Below are 18918 nucleotides of genomic sequence, written 5' to 3'. Positions count from 1 at the left end.
GTGGAGCGCCCCGCACAACCAACATGCAGCCGTACTGACCCGGACTATTCGCCCGACAGCACCGCCTGAGCGGCGCTGCGCGCCTCTTCGGCGCTGTCCGCCGCGCGCGCTGCGGCAGCCGCGCGCTCACACTGCGCCAGCGTGTACTTCGCCAGCGTCGCACGGACGTAAGGAATGGACGCCGAGCCCATGGACAAGGAGGTGACACCCAGACCGGTCAGCACACAGGCCAGCAGCGGGTCGGACGCGGCCTCACCGCAGACACCACAGCTCTTGCCCTCCGCCTTCGCCGCCTCCGCGGACAGCGCGACCAGGTCGAGCAGCGCGGGCTGCCACGGGTCCTGAAGGCGGGATACCGCACCCACCTGACGGTCCGCGGCGAACGTGTACTGCGCGAGGTCGTTGGTCCCCAAGGACAGGAACTCGACCTCCTGAAGGACCGAGCGCGCCCGCAGCGCGGCGGAGGGGATCTCCACCATCGCCCCGAACTTCGCCCGCAGTCCGGCGTCACGGCACGCGTCCGCGAACGCCTTGGCGTCGGAACGGTCCGCCACCATCGGGGCCATGACCTCGAGGTAGACGGGCAGCCCCTCCGCCGCCTTGGCGAGCGCGGTGAGCTGGGTCCGCAGCACGTCCGGGTGGTCCAGTAGGGTCCGCAGACCACGCACGCCCAGCGCGGGGTTCGGCTCGTCGGCCGGCGTCAGGAAGTCCAGCGGCTTGTCCGCACCCGCGTCCAGGACACGGACGACGACCCGGCCCTCGGGGAAGGCCTCGAGAACCTGCCGATAGGCCTCGACCTGCTTCTCCTCCGACGGCGCCTTCTTGCTGTCGTCGAGGAAGAGGAACTCGGTACGGAACAGACCGACGCCCTCGGCACCCGCCTCGACGGCAGCCGGTACGTCCGCCGGACCGCCGACGTTGGCCAGGAGCGGCACCTTGTGACCGTCGGCGGTGGCACCCGGCCCCGTCGACGCGGCGAGCGCGGCCTTGCGCGCGGCGGCCGCCGCCTCGAGCTCCGCCTTCTTCTCGGCGCTCGGGTTCACGAAGATGTCGCCGGTGCTGCCGTCGACCGCGATGACCGTGCCCTCGGCGAGCTCACCGGCACCCGGCAGCGCGACCACGGCCGGCACCCCGAGCGCCCGCGCCAGGATCGCGCTGTGACTGGTGGGCCCGCCCTCCTCGGTGACAAAGCCGAGAACGAGAGTGGGGTCCAGTAGCGCCGTGTCCGCCGGCGCGAGGTCGCGCGCCACCAGGACATAGGGCTCGTCGCTGTCCGGAACACCCGGCATCGGAACCCCGAGCAGCCGGGCGACGATACGATTCCGCACGTCGTCGAGGTCGGCCACGCGACCGGCAAGGTACTCACCGGCACCGGCCAGCAGCTCGCGGTACGCGGCGAAGGCGTCGTACACAGCCCGCTCGGCCGTGCTTCCGACGGCGATTCGCCGGTCCACGTCCGCCATCAGCTCGGGATCCTGGGCCATCATGGCCTGCGCCTCGAGCACCGCCTGGGCTTCGCCCCCCGCCAGGTTGCCGCGCGCCATCAGGTCGGCTGCCACAGCCTCCACCGCCTTGCGGGCGCGCCCCTGTTCACGCTCCGCGTCCTCGGCCGGAATCTGCTTGGCAGGCGGTTCCAGGACCGCCGTTCCCATGTGCCGAACCTCGCCGATGGCCACACCGTGGCTCACGCCGACGCCTCGCAGCGTTGTCTCCATCTCACCCGTCTCCGATAGTGCGGCGGGTCCCGCCGCCGCGGTGGTTGTGGTCCCTACTCGCCGTCATGAGACGGCATCGAAGTCACTTCCAGGTGAAGAGACTGTCGCCGGCCTTCACATCGCCGCTGTCGCGCAGATCGGAGAGAGCCTCGGCCGTGGCCTCGAGGGCGACGATCGGGCACACAGGGGACTTGCCGGCCGCCTCGACGGCCGCCGGGTCCCAGCGCACGATGCTCTGGCCGCGGGTAACGGTGTCGCCCTTGTTCACGAGCAGCTCGAAGCCCTCGCCGTTGAGCTGCACGGTGTCGATACCGAGGTGGGTGAGGACCCCATGACCCTGGTCGTCCACGACGACGAAGGCATGGGGGTGGAGAGAGACGATGACCCCGTCCACGGGCGAGACGGCCTCGGAGGGCTCACGCACGGGGTCGATCGCGGTGCCCGGGCCGACCATGGCGCCGGAGAAGACGGGATCCGGTACGGACGCAAGTCCGACGGCGCGTCCTGCAAGTGGGGACGTCACGGTGGTCATGGGAAACCTCCCAGGGGTGGAGATCGTTATGGGCCGTCGCTGCCTGTGCCGGACGGCACACTGTTCAGCAGGGTATGTCACATGAAGTGCCGGTTCCGTGCGGGCACTCCAGAGTGGTCTAGACCATACCGCAAATCGATTTGCACGCGCTCCACGGCCACGTGTACAGTCGTACTCCTGCCTGGGGCCGAGCGACGCAGCTAAGCGTTCTTGCCTGGCAGCACCCAAACTTGTCAGATCCTATCTCGGGGTCGCCTTCTGCATGCCCGCAGGACGGTGGTCAGAGGGCCGGAAAAACACTGATAGAGTTTGGAACACCGAAGGGAAGCGCCCGGAGGAAAGCCCGAGAGGGTGAGTACAAAGGAAGCGTCCGTTCCTTGAGAACTCAACAGCGTGCCAAAAATCAACGCCAGATATGTTGATACCCCGTCTCCGACCGTTCGGTTGGGGCGAGGTTCCTTTGAAATAACACAGCGAGGACGCTGTGAACCGGGAGATTATTCCTCTCCTGGTTCCGCTCTCGTGTGTGTGCACCGGATTACCGGTAAACATTCACGGAGAGTTTGATCCTGGCTCAGGACGAACGCTGGCGGCGTGCTTAACACATGCAAGTCGAACGATGAACCACTTCGGTGGGGATTAGTGGCGAACGGGTGAGTAACACGTGGGCAATCTGCCCTTCACTCTGGGACAAGCCCTGGAAACGGGGTCTAATACCGGATAACACTCCTGTCCTCCTGGACGGGGGTTAAAAGCTCCGGCGGTGAAGGATGAGCCCGCGGCCTATCAGCTTGTTGGTGAGGTAATGGCTCACCAAGGCGACGACGGGTAGCCGGCCTGAGAGGGCGACCGGCCACACTGGGACTGAGACACGGCCCAGACTCCTACGGGAGGCAGCAGTGGGGAATATTGCACAATGGGCGAAAGCCTGATGCAGCGACGCCGCGTGAGGGATGACGGCCTTCGGGTTGTAAACCTCTTTCAGCAGGGAAGAAGCGAAAGTGACGGTACCTGCAGAAGAAGCGCCGGCTAACTACGTGCCAGCAGCCGCGGTAATACGTAGGGCGCAAGCGTTGTCCGGAATTATTGGGCGTAAAGAGCTCGTAGGCGGCTTGTCACGTCGGGTGTGAAAGCCCGGGGCTTAACCCCGGGTCTGCATTCGATACGGGCTAGCTAGAGTGTGGTAGGGGAGATCGGAATTCCTGGTGTAGCGGTGAAATGCGCAGATATCAGGAGGAACACCGGTGGCGAAGGCGGATCTCTGGGCCATTACTGACGCTGAGGAGCGAAAGCGTGGGGAGCGAACAGGATTAGATACCCTGGTAGTCCACGCCGTAAACGGTGGGAACTAGGTGTTGGCGACATTCCACGTCGTCGGTGCCGCAGCTAACGCATTAAGTTCCCCGCCTGGGGAGTACGGCCGCAAGGCTAAAACTCAAAGGAATTGACGGGGGCCCGCACAAGCAGCGGAGCATGTGGCTTAATTCGACGCAACGCGAAGAACCTTACCAAGGCTTGACATACACCGGAAACGTCTGGAGACAGGCGCCCCCTTGTGGTCGGTGTACAGGTGGTGCATGGCTGTCGTCAGCTCGTGTCGTGAGATGTTGGGTTAAGTCCCGCAACGAGCGCAACCCTTGTTCTGTGTTGCCAGCATGCCCTTCGGGGTGATGGGGACTCACAGGAGACCGCCGGGGTCAACTCGGAGGAAGGTGGGGACGACGTCAAGTCATCATGCCCCTTATGTCTTGGGCTGCACACGTGCTACAATGGCAGGTACAATGAGCTGCGATACCGTGAGGTGGAGCGAATCTCAAAAAGCCTGTCTCAGTTCGGATTGGGGTCTGCAACTCGACCCCATGAAGTCGGAGTTGCTAGTAATCGCAGATCAGCATTGCTGCGGTGAATACGTTCCCGGGCCTTGTACACACCGCCCGTCACGTCACGAAAGTCGGTAACACCCGAAGCCGGTGGCCCAACCCCTTGTGGGAGGGAGCTGTCGAAGGTGGGACTGGCGATTGGGACGAAGTCGTAACAAGGTAGCCGTACCGGAAGGTGCGGCTGGATCACCTCCTTTCTAAGGAGCACTTCTCACCAACTCCGGTTGGTCAGAGGCCAGTACATCAGCGAATGTCTGATGCTGGTTGCTCATGGGTGGAACGTTGATTATTCGGCACGATCCAGGATGGATCAGGCGCTAGTACTGCCCCTCGGGGCGTGGAACGCTGATCTGGTCAACTGATCGTGCCGGGCACGCTGTTGGGTATCTGAAGGTACGGCCGGTCAGGCTGCCTTCAGGTGCCGGCCCCAGTGAACTCGTGCTTCGGTGCGGGGTGATGGGTGGCTGGTCGTTGTTTGAGAACTGCACAGTGGACGCGAGCATCTGTGGCCAAGTTTTTAAGGGCGCACGGTGGATGCCTTGGCACCAGGAACCGATGAAGGACGTGGGAGGCCACGATAGTCCCCGGGGAGTCGTCAACCAGGCTTTGATCCGGGGGTTTCCGAATGGGGAAACCCGGCAGTCGTCATGGGCTGTCACCCTTGTCTGAACACATAGGGCAAGTGGAGGGAACGCGGGGAAGTGAAACATCTCAGTACCCGCAGGAAGAGAAAACAACCGTGATTCCGGGAGTAGTGGCGAGCGAAACTGGATGAGGCCAAACCGTATACGTGTGAGACCCGGCAGGGGTTGCGTATGCGGGGTTGTGGGATCTCTCTTTTACAGTCTGCCGGCTGTGAGACGAGTCAGAAACCGTTGATGTAGGCGAAGGACATGCGAAAGGTCCGGCGTAGAGGGTAAGACCCCCGTAGTCGAAACGTCAGCGGCTCGTTTGAGAGACACCCAAGTAGCACGGGGCCCGAGAAATCCCGTGTGAATCTGGCGGGACCACCCGCTAAGCCTAAATATTCCCTGGTGACCGATAGCGGATAGTACCGTGAGGGAATGGTGAAAAGTACCCCGGGAGGGGAGTGAAATAGTACCTGAAACCGTGTGCCTACAAGCCGTGGGAGCGTCGGACGTCAAGTTTACTTGATGTCTCGTGACTGCGTGCCTTTTGAAGAATGAGCCTGCGAGTTTGCGGTGTGTTGCGAGGTTAACCCGTGTGGGGAAGCCGTAGCGAAAGCGAGTCCGAATAGGGCGGTATAGTAGCGCGCTCAAGACCCGAAGCGGAGTGATCTAGCCATGGGCAGGTTGAAGCGGAGGTAAGACTTCGTGGAGGACCGAACCCACCAGGGTTGAAAACCTGGGGGATGACCTGTGGTTAGGGGTGAAAGGCCAATCAAACTCCGTGATAGCTGGTTCTCCCCGAAATGCATTTAGGTGCAGCGTCGTGTGTTTCTTGCCGGAGGTAGAGCACTGGATAGGCGATGGGCCCTACCGGGTTACTGACCTTAGCCAAACTCCGAATGCCGGTAAGTGAGAGCGCGGCAGTGAGACTGTGGGGGATAAGCTCCATGGTCGAGAGGGAAACAGCCCAGAGCATCGACTAAGGCCCCTAAGCGTACGCTAAGTGGGAAAGGATGTGGAGTCGCAGAGACAACCAGGAGGTTGGCTTAGAAGCAGCCACCCTTGAAAGAGTGCGTAATAGCTCACTGGTCTAGTGATTCCGCGCCGACAATGTAGCGGGGCTCAAGCGTACCGCCGAAGTCGTGTCATTCATACAACAGGGCCAACGCCCGTATGGATGGGTAGGGGAGCGTCGTGTGCCGGGTGAAGCCGCGCCGGAAGGCAGTGGTGGACGGTTCACGAGTGAGAATGCAGGCATGAGTAGCGATTCACACGTGAGAAACGTGTGCGCCGATTGACTAAGGGTTCCTGGGTCAAGCTGATCTGCCCAGGGTAAGTCGGGACCTAAGGCGAGGCCGACAGGCGTAGTCGATGGATAACCGGTTGATATTCCGGTACCCGCTGTGAAGCGTCAAACATCGAATCCAGTGATGCTAAGCCCGTGAAGCCGCCGGCTGAGTCTTCGGACGAGGTCGGAGTGGTGGAGCCGGTGACCCGAGCTGGTAGTAGGTGAGTGATGGGGTGACGCAGGAAGGTAGTCCATCCCGGGCGGTGGTTGTCCCGGGGTAAGGGTGTAGCCCGAGTGGTAGGCAAATCCGCCACTCATACAGGGTGAGACCTGATGCCGAGCCGATTGTGGTGAAGTGGATGATCCTATGCTGTCGAGAAAAGCCTCTAGCGAGTTTCATGGCGGCCCGTACCCTAAACCGACTCAGGTGGTCAGGTAGAGAATACCGAGGCGTTCGGGTGAACTATGGTTAAGGAACTCGGCAAAATGCCCCCGTAACTTCGGGAGAAGGGGGGCCACGTCTGGTGAGGAGACTTGCTCTCCGAGCTGGGGGTGGCCGCAGAGACCAGCGAGAAGCGACTGTTTACTAAAAACACAGGTCCGTGCGAAGCCGTAAGGCGATGTATACGGACTGACGCCTGCCCGGTGCTGGAACGTTAAGGGGACCGGTTAGCTCAGATTCGTCTGGGCGAAGCTGAGAACTTAAGCGCCAGTAAACGGCGGTGGTAACTATAACCATCCTAAGGTAGCGAAATTCCTTGTCGGGTAAGTTCCGACCTGCACGAATGGCGTAACGACTTCTCGACTGTCTCAACCATAGGCCCGGTGAAATTGCACTACGAGTAAAGATGCTCGTTTCGCGCAGCAGGACGGAAAGACCCCGGGACCTTTACTACAGTTTGATATTGGTGTTCGGTTCGGCTTGTGTAGGATAGCTGGGAGACTGTGAACTCTGGACGCCAGTTCAGGGGGAGTCGTCGTTGAAATACCAGTCTGGTCGTGCTGGATGTCTAACCTGGGTCCGTGATCCGGATCAGGGACAGTGTCTGATGGGTAGTTTAACTGGGGCGGTTGCCTCCTAAAGAGTAACGGAGGCGCCCAAAGGTTCCCTCAGCCTGGTTGGCAATCAGGTGTTGAGTGTAAGTGCACAAGGGAGCTTGACTGTGAGACCGACGGGTCGAGCAGGGACGAAAGTCGGGACTAGTGATCCGGCGGTGGCTTGTGGAAGCGCCGTCGCTCAACGGATAAAAGGTACCCCGGGGATAACAGGCTGATCTTCCCCAAGAGTCCATATCGACGGGATGGTTTGGCACCTCGATGTCGGCTCGTCGCATCCTGGGGCTGGAGTCGGTCCCAAGGGTTGGGCTGTTCGCCCATTAAAGCGGTACGCGAGCTGGGTTTAGAACGTCGTGAGACAGTTCGGTCCCTATCCGCTGCGCGCGCAGGAATATTGAGAAGGGCTGTCCCTAGTACGAGAGGACCGGGACGGACGAACCTCTGGTGTGCCAGTTGTTCTGCCAAGGGCATGGCTGGTTGGCTACGTTCGGGAGGGATAACCGCTGAAAGCATCTAAGCGGGAAGCCTGCTTCGAGATGAGTATTCCCACCCACTTGATGGGGTAAGGCTCCCAGTAGACGACTGGGTTGATAGGCCGGATCTGGAAGCACGGTAACGTGTGGAGGTGACCGGTACTAATAGGCCGAGGGCTTGTCCTCAGTTGCTCGCGTCCACTGTGTTGGTTCTGAAACCACGAACAGCCCCGTATGGCCACATGCGGTGCGGCTGACAGTTTCATAGTGTTTCGGTGGTTATAGCGTGAGGGAAACGCCCGGTTACATTCCGAACCCGGAAGCTAAGCCTTACAGCGCCGATGGTACTGCAGGGGGGACCCTGTGGGAGAGTAGGACGCCGCCGAACTCCTTTTAGAGCTCTGGCTCTTGGGTACTCAGCCCAAGAGCCAGAGCTTTTTTGCGTTGAGGTAGGGTCAGGGGGCATCGTAGGTACGTTTCCCACAGGAGGCCCCCGGGTGGAGGTCCAGGAGACCCGTGTCCAGACAGACCGGGTCCTCACCATCCCCAACATCCTCAGCATGGCGCGGCTGCTTGGCGTGCCGCTGTTCCTGTGGCTGATTCTGAGGCCTGAGTTCGGCGGGCCGAAGAGTGACGGCTGGGCCCTTCTGGTGTTGGCTCTGAGCGGCGTCAGTGACTACCTGGACGGCAAGCTCGCGCGGCGCTGGAACCAGATCAGCAGTCTTGGCCGGCTTCTCGACCCGGCGGCCGACCGGCTCTACATTCTCTCGACTTTGGTCGGTCTCACGTGGCGCGAGATTCTGCCCATCTGGTTGACCGCTGCACTTCTGGCGCGTGAGCTGGTTCTGCTGGTGATGGTGGGCATCCTCAGGCGTCACGGGTATCCGCCGCCGCAGGTGAACTTCCTTGGGAAGGCAGCTACGTTCAACCTGATGTATGCCTTCCCGTTGCTGTTGCTCAGTGACGGAAGTGGATGGATCCCGTCACTCGCTGCTATTTTCGGATGGGCGTTCGCCGGATGGGGTACAACGCTGTACTGGTGGGCAGGAGTTCTCTACGTGGTTCAGGTCCGCCGCCTGGTCCGAGCGGACACCATGGCCGAGTGAACTCGCGGATTGAAGCGGGCGTAGTGGCCCGATGGCCCGCGGTGGAAAAGTGCGGGACAATCTGGACGGGTGAAGTCGGCTAGACCGTCGTCTCTTAGAGGAGGACGCTTCCGACATGAAGGCCGTCGTGATGGCCGGAGGCGAAGGCACGCGCCTTCGCCCCATGACCTCAAGCATGCCCAAGCCGCTCCTGCCGGTGGCCAACCGGCCGATCATGGAGCACGTTCTGAGGCTGCTCAAAAGGCATGGGCTGAATGAGACCGTCGTGACAGTTCAGTTCCTGGCTTCGCTGGTCAAGAACTATTTCGGTGACGGTGAAGAGCTCGGAATGGAGCTCACCTATGCCAACGAGGAGAAGCCACTCGGTACCGCCGGAAGCGTCAAGAACGCCGAAGAGGCGTTGAAGGACGATGCCTTCCTCGTCATTTCCGGCGATGCCCTGACCGACTTCGACCTCACCGAGCTGATCAACTTCCACAAGGAAAAGGGCGCGCTCGTCACCGTCTGTCTGACCCGGGTGCCCAATCCGCTGGAATTCGGTATCACGATCGTCGACGAGGAAGGCAAGGTCGAGCGCTTCCTCGAGAAGCCGACCTGGGGCCAGGTCTTCTCGGACACCGTGAACACCGGTATCTACGTGATGGAGCCAGAGGTTTTCGACTACGTCGAGGCCGACGTACCCGTGGACTGGTCCGGTGATGTCTTCCCGCAGCTGATGAAGGAAGGCAAGCCGATCTATGGCTATATCGCGGAGGGCTACTGGGAGGACGTCGGCACTCACGAGAGCTATGTGAAGGCGCAGGCCGACGTCCTGGAGGGCAAGGTCGACGTCGAGCTCGACGGCTTCGAGATCTCCCCGGGCGTGTGGGTGGCGGAAGGTGCCGAGGTGCATCCCGACGCCGAGCTCCGCGGACCGCTGTACATCGGTGACTACGCCAAGGTCGAAGCCGGTGTGGAAATCCGGGAGCACACCGTCGTCGGCTCGAACGTGGTCGTGAAGAGCGGTGCCTTCCTGCACAAGGCTGTCGTGCACGACAACGTGTACGTCGGGCAGCACAGCAATCTGCGTGGGTGCGTCGTCGGAAAGAACACCGACATCATGCGTGCCGCCCGGATCGAGGACGGCGCGGTCATCGGTGACGAGTGCCTGATCGGTGAGGAATCGATTGTTCAGGGCAACGTCCGGGTCTATCCGTTCAAGACCATCGAGGCCGGCGCCTTCGTCAACACCTCGGTGATCTGGGAGTCAAGAGGCCAGGCGCATCTCTTCGGTGCACGCGGCGTCTCCGGAATCCTGAACGTCGAGATCACGCCGGAACTCGCCGTGCGTCTCGCCGGCGCCTATGCGACAACCCTGAAGAAGGGCTCCACCGTCACCACGGCCCGCGACCACTCCCGTGGTGCCCGGGCGCTCAAGCGGGCGGTCATCTCCGCGCTTCAGGCCAGCGCCATCGACGTACGAGACCTGGAGAACGTACCGCTGCCCGTGGCACGGCAGCAGACCGCGCGGGGCAGTGCCGGCGGGATCATGATCCGGACGACACCTGGTGTGCCGGACTCCGTGGACATCATGTTCTTCGACGGGCAGGGGGCGGACCTGTCCCAGGCCAGTCAGCGGAAGCTGGACCGGGTCTTCGCCAGGCAGGAGTACCGGCGTGCGTTCCCTGGCGAGATCGGGGACCTGCACTTCCCGGCCAGCGTGTTCGACTCGTACACCGGGTCGCTGCTGCGGAATGTCGACACGACGGGGATCGCGGATTCCGGGCTCAAGGTCGTCGTCGACGCGTCGAACGGTAGCGCTGGGCTCGTGCTGCCCAGTCTGCTCGGCAAGCTGGGTGTGGATTCGCTGACCATTAACCCCGGTCTCGACGAGTCCAGGCCCACCGAGTCGGCGGATACGCGGCGGTCGGGGCTGGTGCGCCTCGGCGAGATCGTGGCGTCCGCGCGGGCCGCGTTCGGAGTGCGGTTCGACCCGGTCGGCGAGCGGCTTTCGCTGGTCGACGAGAAGGGGCGGATCGTCGAGGACGACCGTGCCCTGCTGGTCATGCTCGACCTGGTGGCCGCCGAGCGGCGCAGCGGGCGTGTGGCGCTGCCGGTGACCACCACGAGGATCGCCGAGCAGGTGGCGGCGTATCACGGCACTCAGGTGGAGTGGACGACGACCTCGCCCGATGACCTGACCCGGGTCGGCCGTGACGACACGACGATCTTCGGCGGGGACGGCAGGGGCGGGTTCATCGTCCCGGAGTTCAGCAGCGTCTTCGACGGCACGGCGGCCTTCGTACGGCTGATCGGGCTGGTGGCGCGGACGCAGCTCACGCTGAGCCAGATCGACGCGCGGATTCCGCGGGCGCATGTCATCAAGCGCGATCTTGCGACCCCCTGGGCCGTCAAGGGGCTCGTCATGCGGCGGGTCGTCGAGGAAGCCGGAGATCGCTTTGTCGACACGACCGACGGAGTGCGGGTCGTGGAGACCGACGGGCGGTGGGTGATGGTGCTGCCGGACCCGGCGGAGGCGGTCACCCATCTGTGGGCCGAGGGGCCGGACGACGCGTCCGCCCAGGAGCTGCTCGACGAGTGGTCCGCGGTCGTGGACAGCGCGGGCCGATAAGGCAAGACGCACACGCGCGTGCCGGACAGGTGTCCCCGAAAGGGGGCCTGTCCGGCATGCCGGTGGGGCCATTCGGAGGTAGCGGCCGCGACGTGCGACGATGTGCGGCATGCCGCAGCCGCCCCCCGTTCGGAGCACATCCACGCCCCCTGCGCGCCCGGACGCGTCCATGTCGCTGCTCAACAACGTCATGGATCACAGCCTCGATGACGGATACGCCGAGGCCGCCGCACGCAAGAAGGCCGCGGGTGACGGGGGACTGCCCAAGACGCTGAGGGCGAAGCTGGGGCTCGCCGCCGGTCTGGTGCTCGCGGCGCTCGTGGTGACGGTGGGAGCGGCGCAGGCGCGCGTGGCGGCTCCGGTGGTGGCCAAGGAGCGCGAGGAGCTGATCGACCGCATCGACCGGGAGACGGCGACGGCGGACAAGCTGGAGGAGACCGTCGACGACCTGCGCGCCGACGTGAGCGCGCGGCAGCGTGAAGCCCTGAAGACGGTCGGCGGCGACCAGGCGGAGCTCGTGGGTATCCTCGCGGGCTCGGTCGAGGTGCACGGCCCCGGCGTGAAACTGGTCGTGAACGACGCCAAGGAAGCGGGCACGGACGGCGACGGCGACGCGCGGGGGTCGTCCGGGTTCTCCGACACCGGCCGCGTGCGCGACCGCGACATGCAGCGGGTGGTCAACGGGCTGTGGGAGTCGGGCGCGGAAGCCGTCTCGATCAACGGACAGCGGCTGACCGCCCTGTCGGCGATCAGGGCAGCGGGTGACGCAATACTGGTCGACAACAAGCCACTGGTTCCGCCGTACACGGTGCTGGCGGTGGGCGACGGGGAACGGCTGAGCACCAGGTTCCAGGACAGTGCCGACGGGCTGTACCTGCACGCCTTGCAGGAGAACTTCGGCATCCGGACCAGCATTTCCGTGCAGGGAGACCTGCGGCTGCCCGCCGCCCCGAGCGTGATCGTACGTACAGCACAGCCGAACACCGAGAAAACCGAGAAGGGCACATCGTGATCGCCGTACTGGGCCTCGTCGTCGGAGTCGTGGCCGGATTGTTGGTCCGGCCGGAGGTTCCGGCAGTCGTCGAGCCTTATCTGCCGATCGCCGTCGTGGCGGCTCTGGACGCCGTCTTCGGGGGTCTGCGGGCCATGCTCGACGGCATCTTCGACGACAAGGTCTTCGTCGTGTCGTTCCTGTCCAACGTGGTCGTGGCCGCGCTGATCGTGTTCCTGGGCGACAAGTTGGGCGTCGGTGCCCAGCTGTCCACGGGGGTCGTCGTGGTTCTCGGCATCCGGATCTTCTCCAACGCCGCGGCCATTCGCCGGCACGTGTTCCGGGCGTGAGGCCGATGAGCAACCAGGAACAGACCCCGGAGAACAGGCTGCGCAAGGAGCTGCCCGAAGAGGTGGCGGCTGGTGCGGGTGAGGCTCCCGAGGCCCCTGAGGGCCCGGAGACGCCCGAGGAGCAGGGGAACCGGCAAACCGGGCTGACCGGTCGGCAGCGGCTCGCGCAGGGGCTGTGGCCGCCCCGTGTGACCCGTGCCCAACTCATCGTCGCCCTGCTGCTGTTCGGCCTCGGGTTCGGTCTGGCCGTCCAGGTGGCGTCGAACAGTGACAGCGACAGCGCCCTGCGCGGCGCACGTCAGGAAGATCTCGTTCGCATTCTCGATGAACTGGACGACCGTACTCAGCGTCTAGAGGACGAGAAGCAAGGTCTCGAGAAGCAGCGGGACGAACTGGAGAACAGTTCGAACCAGGCCGAGGAGGCCCGCAGGCAGACGGTCGAGAAGGAGAGGCAACTCGGCATTCTGGCGGGCACGGTGGCCGCTCAGGGACCCGGCATCACGATGACCATCGACGACACGAAGGGGACGGTCGAGGCGGACATGCTGCTCGACGCGATCCAGGAGTTGCGCGCGGCCGGCGCGGAGGCGATCCAGGTGAACGGCGTACGCGTCGTCGCCGGGACCTACCTGACCGATGCCGGCAACAGCGTGAGCGTCGACGGGAACAAGATCAACGCGCCCTATCGTTTCAAGGTCATCGGCAAGCCGCAGGACCTCGAACCGGCGCTCAACATCCCTGGAGGCGTGGTGCAGACCCTCGAGAAGGAGCAGGCCACCGTGACGATCGAGCGGTCGGACAAGATCGTTGTGGACGCCTTGCGAGCGGCGAAGCGGCCTGACTACGCTCGGTCGTCCTCCCAGTGAACCGGGGGTGCATGGGGGACATCGGGGGAGGGCATGAGGTTGCGGGGGGTCGGCGCACCGATTGGGTGGTGCGTGGTGGAAACTGTCTGGTGGAGACGGACGTTGTGAGGATGTCTGAGTCGGCCAGAGAGAGCAGTCAGGGTTCGTCCTGCCCCACGGGCGGGTCTGTTTCGGTCAAGGGGAATCGCCCGTGAAGTTGTTTGCGAAGTTGTTCGGCAAGAGCGCGCGAGAGGGCAGCGACAACGCGACCGCTCGTCACCGCGCACAGGGGGACGACGAGGGCCAGCGCCCGCTGTTCAGGGATCAGGTGCCTGGGCCGGGCGGTGACATTTCCGGAGGTCAGGGCGCGCCGTCAGTTGACCCTGGCCAGTCCGGCGACATAGGTTTCGGGCAACCGTCAACCTCAAGTACGGGTGGAGGGTTTTCCCCGATGTCGGCCCTGGTGTGTACGAGGTGCGGTAACCGCAACGCGGAGAACAGCCGCTTCTGTTCCAACTGCGGTGCTCCGCTGCGAAGCGGCGCGACGCCCGAGCGACCGTCCGAGACGACCTCCACGATCTCCATCTCCGGTATCGAGGCCTACGACGCCGAGACCACCGGTCAGACGCAGATCCCGGCGCTGTCGCCCGAGGCACAGGCCGCTGTCGACGCGCTGCCGCTGGGCTCCGCGCTTCTGGTGGTGCGCCGTGGGCCGAACTCCGGCAGCCGCTTCCTCCTGGACGGCGACCTGACCACGGCCGGTCGTCACCCGCAGAGCGACATCTTCCTGGACGACGTGACGGTCTCGCGTCGGCACGTGGAGTTCCGTCGCGCCCAGGACGGCTCGTTCACGGTGGCCGACGTCGGCAGCCTGAACGGAACGTACGTCAACCGCGAGCGGATCGACCAGGTCCCGCTGAACAACGGCGACGAGGTGCAGATCGGCAAGTACCGGCTGGTCTTCTACGCGAGCCAGCGGGGCTACTGACCCTCCCCCGGAGACCGTCCGGGGAGACCCAGGGAAGGTCCATGCTGAAAACACCGAGCGGCGGTGCCGGCCACGGCATCGCCGCCACGGACGGTCGGCTGATGAGCATCGGCACGGTGCTGAACGTGCTGCGCGACGAGTTCCCTGACATCACCATCTCCAAAATCCGTTTCCTGGAGTCGGAAGGGCTCGTCGAGCCGCAGCGAACCCCCTCGGGGTATCGCAAGTTCAGCGCGCAGGACGTCGAGCGGCTCGGTCACGTCCTGCGGATGCAGCGGGACCACTATCTGCCCCTCAAGGTGATCCGGGAGCACCTGGACGCGATGGAGCGCGGAGAGGCGGCACCGCTGCCGACCGTGTGCCGCCAGCGGGACGGCGAAACGGTCCTGGAGCCCGTGGAGGGGCCCACAGCGGCCCGGATCGGGCGGGCCGAGCTGCTGGCCGCCGCCGAGATCGACGAGCGCGAGCTGGCGGAGTGGGAGTCGTACGGCCTGATCGCTCCGCTGCCGGACGGGGTCTACGACGCGGAGGCCGTCACCGTGGCCGCGCTCGTGGCCGAGCTGGGGCGGTTCGGGATCGAGCCCCGGCATCTTCGGGTGATGAAGGCCGCCGCCGATCGTGAGGCCGGGCTCGTGGACCAGGTCGTGGCGCCGCTGAAGCGGCACCGCAACCCCCAGACCAGGGCTCACGCCGAGGCGCGCGCCAAGGAACTGGCGGGTCTCACGGTCAAGCTGCACTCCGCGCTGGTGCAGACGGCTCTCGGGGTACGGCTGCCCTGAGCGGGGCAAGCACAGGAAGGCCGGATCGGCCACCCGTTCTCTGCCCGACTACCCAAACGTCCCGAGCACGGCCTAGGGTTGCTGTGTGAACGAGCTCGATGTCGTAGGTGTCCGGGTCGAAATGCCCTCCAACCAACCGATCGTGCTCCTGCGCGAAGTGGGAGGCGACCGCTACCTCCCCATCTGGATCGGGCCTGGGGAGGCGACGGCCATCGCCTTCGCCCAGCAGGGCATGGCCCCCGCGCGACCGCTGACCCACGACCTGTTCAAGGACGTGCTGGAGGCCGTCGGCCAGGAGCTCACCGAAGTACGCATCACGGATCTGCGTGAGGGCGTCTTCTACGCCGAGCTGGTCTTCGCCAGCGGCGTCGAGGTGAGCGCCCGTCCGTCCGATGCCATAGCGCTCGCCCTGCGCACCGGAACGCCGATCTACGGCAGCGACGGAGTGCTCGACGACGCCGGCATCGCGATCCCGGACGAGCAGGAGGACGAGGTGGAGAAGTTCCGCGAGTTCCTCGACCAGATCTCGCCCGAGGACTTCGGCACCAGCAGCCAGTGAGACGGCGTGGGCGGGGCCGGGCGGACTTGCGGTCCGTGTCGGCTCGGCCCACAGTCGGTTACAGCTCAAATGCCGGCATTTGCCAGTGGCGAGCGAGAGCGTCCCGGGGCCCGCTCGGAAGGCATTCGGCTAGCCTTTCCCCGCGGTGGGGTACGGGAAACCACTCCTAGGGTGATTATCACTCGGCGTGCCGAGTGTGGCGATCGTTGACGCACCCCTGGTGACTGCCTACCGTCGAGAAGGCAGGTCAAGGACGGAGGTCGGCGTGAGAAGCAGCGGCGACGGTACGGCTGGGGGTGCTCCCGGGCGCAGTCTCGGGGCGAGCGGTCCGTACCCGCTTCACAGCAGCGCTGTTCAGGGCGGTGCTGCCGATCACGCTTCGCATCGGCCGACGGCCGTGCCGAGCACCGGCGGAGGGGCGGCGTCCATGGGGTCGGAAGAGATCGGCTACCGCGGTCCGACGGCATGTGCGGCCGCCGGCATCACATACCGCCAACTGGACTACTGGGCGCGCACCGGGCTCGTCGAGCCGAGCGTGCGGCCCGCGTACGGGTCCGGGACGCAGCGGTTGTACAGCTTCCGGGACGTCGTCGTCCTGAAGATCGTCAAGCGCTTCCTCGACACCGGTGTATCGCTTCAGAACATCCGCACCGCCGTGCAGCACCTGCGGGAGCAGGGCTTCAGCGACCTGGAGCGCATGACGCTGATGAGCGACGGCGCGACCGTGTACGAGTGCAGCTCGCCGGACGAGGTGCACGCGCTGCTCCAGGGCGGGCAGGGGATCTTCGGGATCGCCGTGGGTGTGGTGTGGCGGGACGTCGAGAGTGCGTTGTCGCAGCTGCACGGGGAGCGGATCGACACCGGGGAGACGCTTGTCGGGCACAATCCGGCGGACGAGCTGGCTCGGCGGCGTAACCGGGCGGTCTGAGCGGGCTTCGGTCCTGCGTCCGGTGGGCTGTCGGCCCTTGCCGGTGGCCAGTGGCTGCAAACGTGCGGTTGTAGCGGGGCATTGTCAGTGGCGTGAGGCAGCATCGGAGATGTGAGAAACGCGCCCACGATCCTGCATCTCGACATGGATGCCTTCTACGCCTCGGTGGAGCAGGCATCCAAGCCGAGCCTGCGTGGGAAAGCCGTGATCGTGGGCGGGCTCGGGCCGCGTGGAGTCGTCGCCACCGCGTCCTATGAGGCCCGGGTGTTCGGGGTGCACTCGGCGATGCCGATGGCGCAGGCGCGGAGGCTGGCGCCGAACGCCGCGTATCTCGTGCCGCGGTTCGGGATCTACCGCGACATCAGCGAGCAGGTGATGGCGCTGCTGCGGGAGCTGTCGCCGTTGGTGGAGCCGTTGAGCCTGGACGAGGCCTTCGTGGATCTGGAGGCCGGGGGAGCGGCCTGGGACGACTCGTCGGCGCGGCTGGTCGGGGCGAAGCTGCGCGGCGACATACGGGCCGCCACGGGGCTTGCGGGATCGGTGGGGCTGGCCGCGTCCAAGATGCTCGCGAAGATCGCCTCCGAGCAGGCCAAGCCGGACGGGATGGTGCTGATCGAGCCGGGGACCGAGCGGGCGATGCTCGGGCCCATGTCGGTGCGCACCCTGCCGGGGGTGGGGCCGGCGACGGGGGACCATCTGCGGCGGGCCGGGATCCATACGGTCGAGGAGATCGCCGAGGCCGGCGAGGACGAGCTCGTACGGCTGCTGGGAAAAGCCCATGGGCATGCGCTGTACGCGATGGCGCTGGCGCACGACGAGCGGCCCGTGGTGGCCGAGCGGGAGACGAAGTCCGTGTCGGTCGAGGACACGTACGACGTGGACATCCACGACCGGGTGCGGGTCGGGTTCGAGGTGCAGCGGCTGGCCGATCGCTGTGTGCGGCGGTTGCGGGGGGCCGGGCTGTCGGGGCGGACCATCGTGCTGAAGGTACGGCGGTACGACTTCTCGACCCTGACACGGTCCGAGACCTTGCGGGGGCCGACGGATGACCCGGCCGTGGTGCGGGAGGCCGCTGCCCGGCTGCTGGAGTCCGTGGACACGACGGGTGGGGTGCGGCTGTTGGGGGTCGGGGTCAGCGGGCTTGCCGACTACACGCAGGAGGATCTGTTCGCTCAGGCCGCGGGGGAGCTGGGGGAGCAGCAGGCGGTGGAGGGTGGGGAGGACGGCGCGGAGGCTGTGGCCGCGGCCCGGGGGGAGGAGCCGCCGAGTGAGCGGAGATGGCTCGCCGGGCACGATGTGCGGCATGCCGAGTACGGGCATGGGTGGGTGCAGGGGAGTGGGCTCGGGCGGGTGACCGTGCGGTTCGAGACGCCTGGGTCGACGGAGCCGGGGCGGGTGCGGACGTTTCGGGTGGAGGATCCGGGGCTGGAGGCGGTGGAGCCGTTGCCGCTGGTGGAGGAGCGGCCCGGAGGGGGTGGGGGAAGTCGGGGTGCTGCGGGAAGCGGGGGACCTGCCACGTCGGGGGCATCTGAGGGGGCTGTGGTCGGTGGGGTCGGTGGGGTCTGAGCCGGTCAGGGGTGGGGAGTCGTGGGGCCGTTGTTGTTGGGGGGTTCCGAGGGGGCCAGGTTGCCGAAATCGTGGTCGGGGGGAGGGGGCGGGGCCGTTACGTCGAGGCCGTAGTGGTGGTAGAGCTGGAGTTCCTGTTCGGGGGACAGGTGGCGGCCCACTCCGAAGTCGGGGGCGTCCTTGATCAGGGCGCGGTCGAAGGGGATGCGGAGGGTGCCCTCCACCAGCTCGCTGGGCTCCAGGGGGACGAAGGCGTCGCGGGAGAACAGGCCGGTGCGTATCGCCGCCCATTCCGGCACTCCGGTCGCGTCGTCGAGATAGACCTCGTCGATCGTGCCGATCTTGGTGCCGTTGCGGTCGAAAGCCTTGCGGCCGATCAGATTGCGCGGATCGATGTCGGTCTGCACGGGCCCTCCACTTGGTCGCAACTCATCCGTAAGCACTACGAAAAGGCAGAATGGTGAGAGCGGCCACTCGAAGGTCCGTGCGTCGACCTCGCTGGTAGGCTTTCTAACGGCTGCTGACCCCGCGCGGGAGAGTCCTCCGGACAACACCGGAGGCGCCGAAGGAGCAAATCCTCCCCGGAATCTCTCAGGCTCACGTACCGCACGGACGAGGTCAC

General features: G+C 65.1%; 12 protein-coding genes, 3 rRNA genes, 1 pseudogene and 1 riboswitch. Of the genes and pseudogenes, 13 read left to right on the top strand and 3 right to left on the bottom strand.

Annotation, left to right across the window (positions count from 1 at the left end; all coding sequences use genetic code 11):
• Nucleotides 1-44: 44 nt before the first annotated feature.
• Together ptsP and PGH47_RS07000 are read right to left on the bottom strand one after the other, a co-directional pair.
• Nucleotides 45-1715 (bottom strand): phosphoenolpyruvate--protein phosphotransferase, encoded by a 1671-nt coding sequence (gene ptsP, locus PGH47_RS07005; RefSeq protein WP_150504302.1) that lies wholly within the window; start codon nucleotides 1713-1715, stop codon nucleotides 45-47.
• 82 nt (nucleotides 1716-1797) lie between these two features.
• Entirely contained in the window at nucleotides 1798-2247 is a 450-nt protein-coding gene (locus tag PGH47_RS07000) for a PTS sugar transporter subunit IIA (RefSeq protein WP_093745277.1), read from the bottom strand.
• 551 nt (nucleotides 2248-2798) lie between these two features.
• Here PGH47_RS07000 and PGH47_RS06995 point away from each other — a divergent pair.
• From PGH47_RS06995 to PGH47_RS06935, 13 genes and pseudogenes are all read left to right on the top strand, one after another.
• Nucleotides 2799-4324 (top strand): 16S ribosomal RNA (locus PGH47_RS06995).
• 310 nt (nucleotides 4325-4634) lie between these two features.
• Nucleotides 4635-7759, top strand: a 23S ribosomal RNA gene (locus PGH47_RS06990).
• An 85-nt stretch (nucleotides 7760-7844) separates the two neighbouring features.
• Nucleotides 7845-7961, top strand: a 5S ribosomal RNA gene (rrf, locus tag PGH47_RS06985).
• The 16S, 23S and 5S rRNA genes sit together here, the layout of an rRNA operon.
• A 109-nt stretch (nucleotides 7962-8070) precedes the next feature.
• A complete protein-coding gene (locus tag PGH47_RS06980; protein WP_271662719.1) occupies nucleotides 8071-8679 on the top strand; it encodes a CDP-alcohol phosphatidyltransferase family protein in 609 nt (202 codons plus the stop codon).
• 115 nt (nucleotides 8680-8794) lie between these two features.
• The gene (locus tag PGH47_RS06975) at nucleotides 8795-11290 is read left to right on the top strand and encodes a mannose-1-phosphate guanyltransferase (protein WP_107912201.1); all 2496 of its coding nucleotides are present in this window, start codon (nucleotides 8795-8797) and stop codon (nucleotides 11288-11290) included.
• Nucleotides 11291-11399: 109 nt separating this feature from the next.
• Entirely contained in the window at nucleotides 11400-12302 is a 903-nt protein-coding gene (locus PGH47_RS06970) for a DUF881 domain-containing protein (RefSeq protein ID WP_376014753.1), read from the top strand.
• Nucleotides 12299-12631 (top strand): small basic family protein, encoded by a 333-nt coding sequence (locus tag PGH47_RS06965; protein ID WP_003988855.1) that lies wholly within the window; start codon nucleotides 12299-12301, stop codon nucleotides 12629-12631. Before PGH47_RS06970 ends, PGH47_RS06965 begins: the two co-directional genes overlap by 4 nt.
• A gap of 5 nt (nucleotides 12632-12636) precedes the next feature.
• Entirely contained in the window at nucleotides 12637-13497 is an 861-nt protein-coding gene (locus tag PGH47_RS06960) for a DUF881 domain-containing protein (protein ID WP_271662718.1), read from the top strand.
• Between the two features lie 148 nt (nucleotides 13498-13645).
• Nucleotides 13646-14464 (top strand): FHA domain-containing protein, encoded by an 819-nt coding sequence (locus tag PGH47_RS06955; RefSeq protein ID WP_229914867.1) that lies wholly within the window; start codon nucleotides 13646-13648, stop codon nucleotides 14462-14464.
• Between the two features lie 41 nt (nucleotides 14465-14505).
• A complete protein-coding gene (ftsR, locus tag PGH47_RS06950; RefSeq protein ID WP_271662717.1) occupies nucleotides 14506-15243 on the top strand; it encodes a transcriptional regulator FtsR in 738 nt (245 codons plus the stop codon).
• Between the two features lie 85 nt (nucleotides 15244-15328).
• Nucleotides 15329-15802 (top strand): bifunctional nuclease family protein, encoded by a 474-nt coding sequence (locus PGH47_RS06945; RefSeq protein ID WP_004002801.1) that lies wholly within the window; start codon nucleotides 15329-15331, stop codon nucleotides 15800-15802.
• A gap of 265 nt (nucleotides 15803-16067) precedes the next feature.
• The gene (locus PGH47_RS06940) at nucleotides 16068-16730 is read left to right on the top strand and encodes a MerR family transcriptional regulator (protein ID WP_107912199.1); all 663 of its coding nucleotides are present in this window, start codon (nucleotides 16068-16070) and stop codon (nucleotides 16728-16730) included.
• Between the two features lie 111 nt (nucleotides 16731-16841).
• Nucleotides 16842-18410 (top strand): annotated as a pseudogene (locus PGH47_RS06935) (DNA polymerase IV).
• Here PGH47_RS06935 and PGH47_RS06930 read toward each other — a convergent pair.
• The gene (locus PGH47_RS06930) at nucleotides 18302-18703 is read right to left on the bottom strand and encodes a PRC-barrel domain-containing protein (protein ID WP_030966874.1); all 402 of its coding nucleotides are present in this window, start codon (nucleotides 18701-18703) and stop codon (nucleotides 18302-18304) included. The pseudogene PGH47_RS06935 and the gene PGH47_RS06930 overlap by 109 nt on opposite strands.
• A gap of 114 nt (nucleotides 18704-18817) precedes the next feature.
• Nucleotides 18818-18913: riboswitch (glycine riboswitch) on the top strand.
• The last annotated feature ends 5 nt before the right edge of the window (nucleotides 18914-18918 follow it).

Origin of the sequence: Streptomyces sp. HUAS 31 (assembly GCF_028198125.1) — a bacterium.
In the GTDB taxonomy this organism is placed as follows: Bacteria; Actinomycetota; Actinomycetes; order Streptomycetales; family Streptomycetaceae; genus Streptomyces; species Streptomyces chartreusis.
This window is presented reverse-complemented; position numbering and strand designations above follow the sequence as displayed.

Coding starts and splice junctions, on each gene's coding strand:
- ptsP (WP_150504302.1), bottom strand. CDS start 1,715: ATGGAGACAACGCTGCGAGGCGTCGGCGTGAGCCACGGTGTGGCCATC.
- PGH47_RS07000 (WP_093745277.1), bottom strand. CDS start 2,247: ATGACCACCGTGACGTCCCCACTTGCAGGACGCGCCGTCGGACTTGCG.
- PGH47_RS06975 (WP_107912201.1), top strand. CDS start 8,795: ATGAAGGCCGTCGTGATGGCCGGAGGCGAAGGCACGCGCCTTCGCCCC.
- PGH47_RS06970 (WP_376014753.1), top strand. CDS start 11,400: ATGCCGCAGCCGCCCCCCGTTCGGAGCACATCCACGCCCCCTGCGCGC.
- PGH47_RS06960 (WP_271662718.1), top strand. CDS start 12,637: ATGAGCAACCAGGAACAGACCCCGGAGAACAGGCTGCGCAAGGAGCTG.
- ftsR (WP_271662717.1), top strand. CDS start 14,506: ATGCTGAAAACACCGAGCGGCGGTGCCGGCCACGGCATCGCCGCCACG.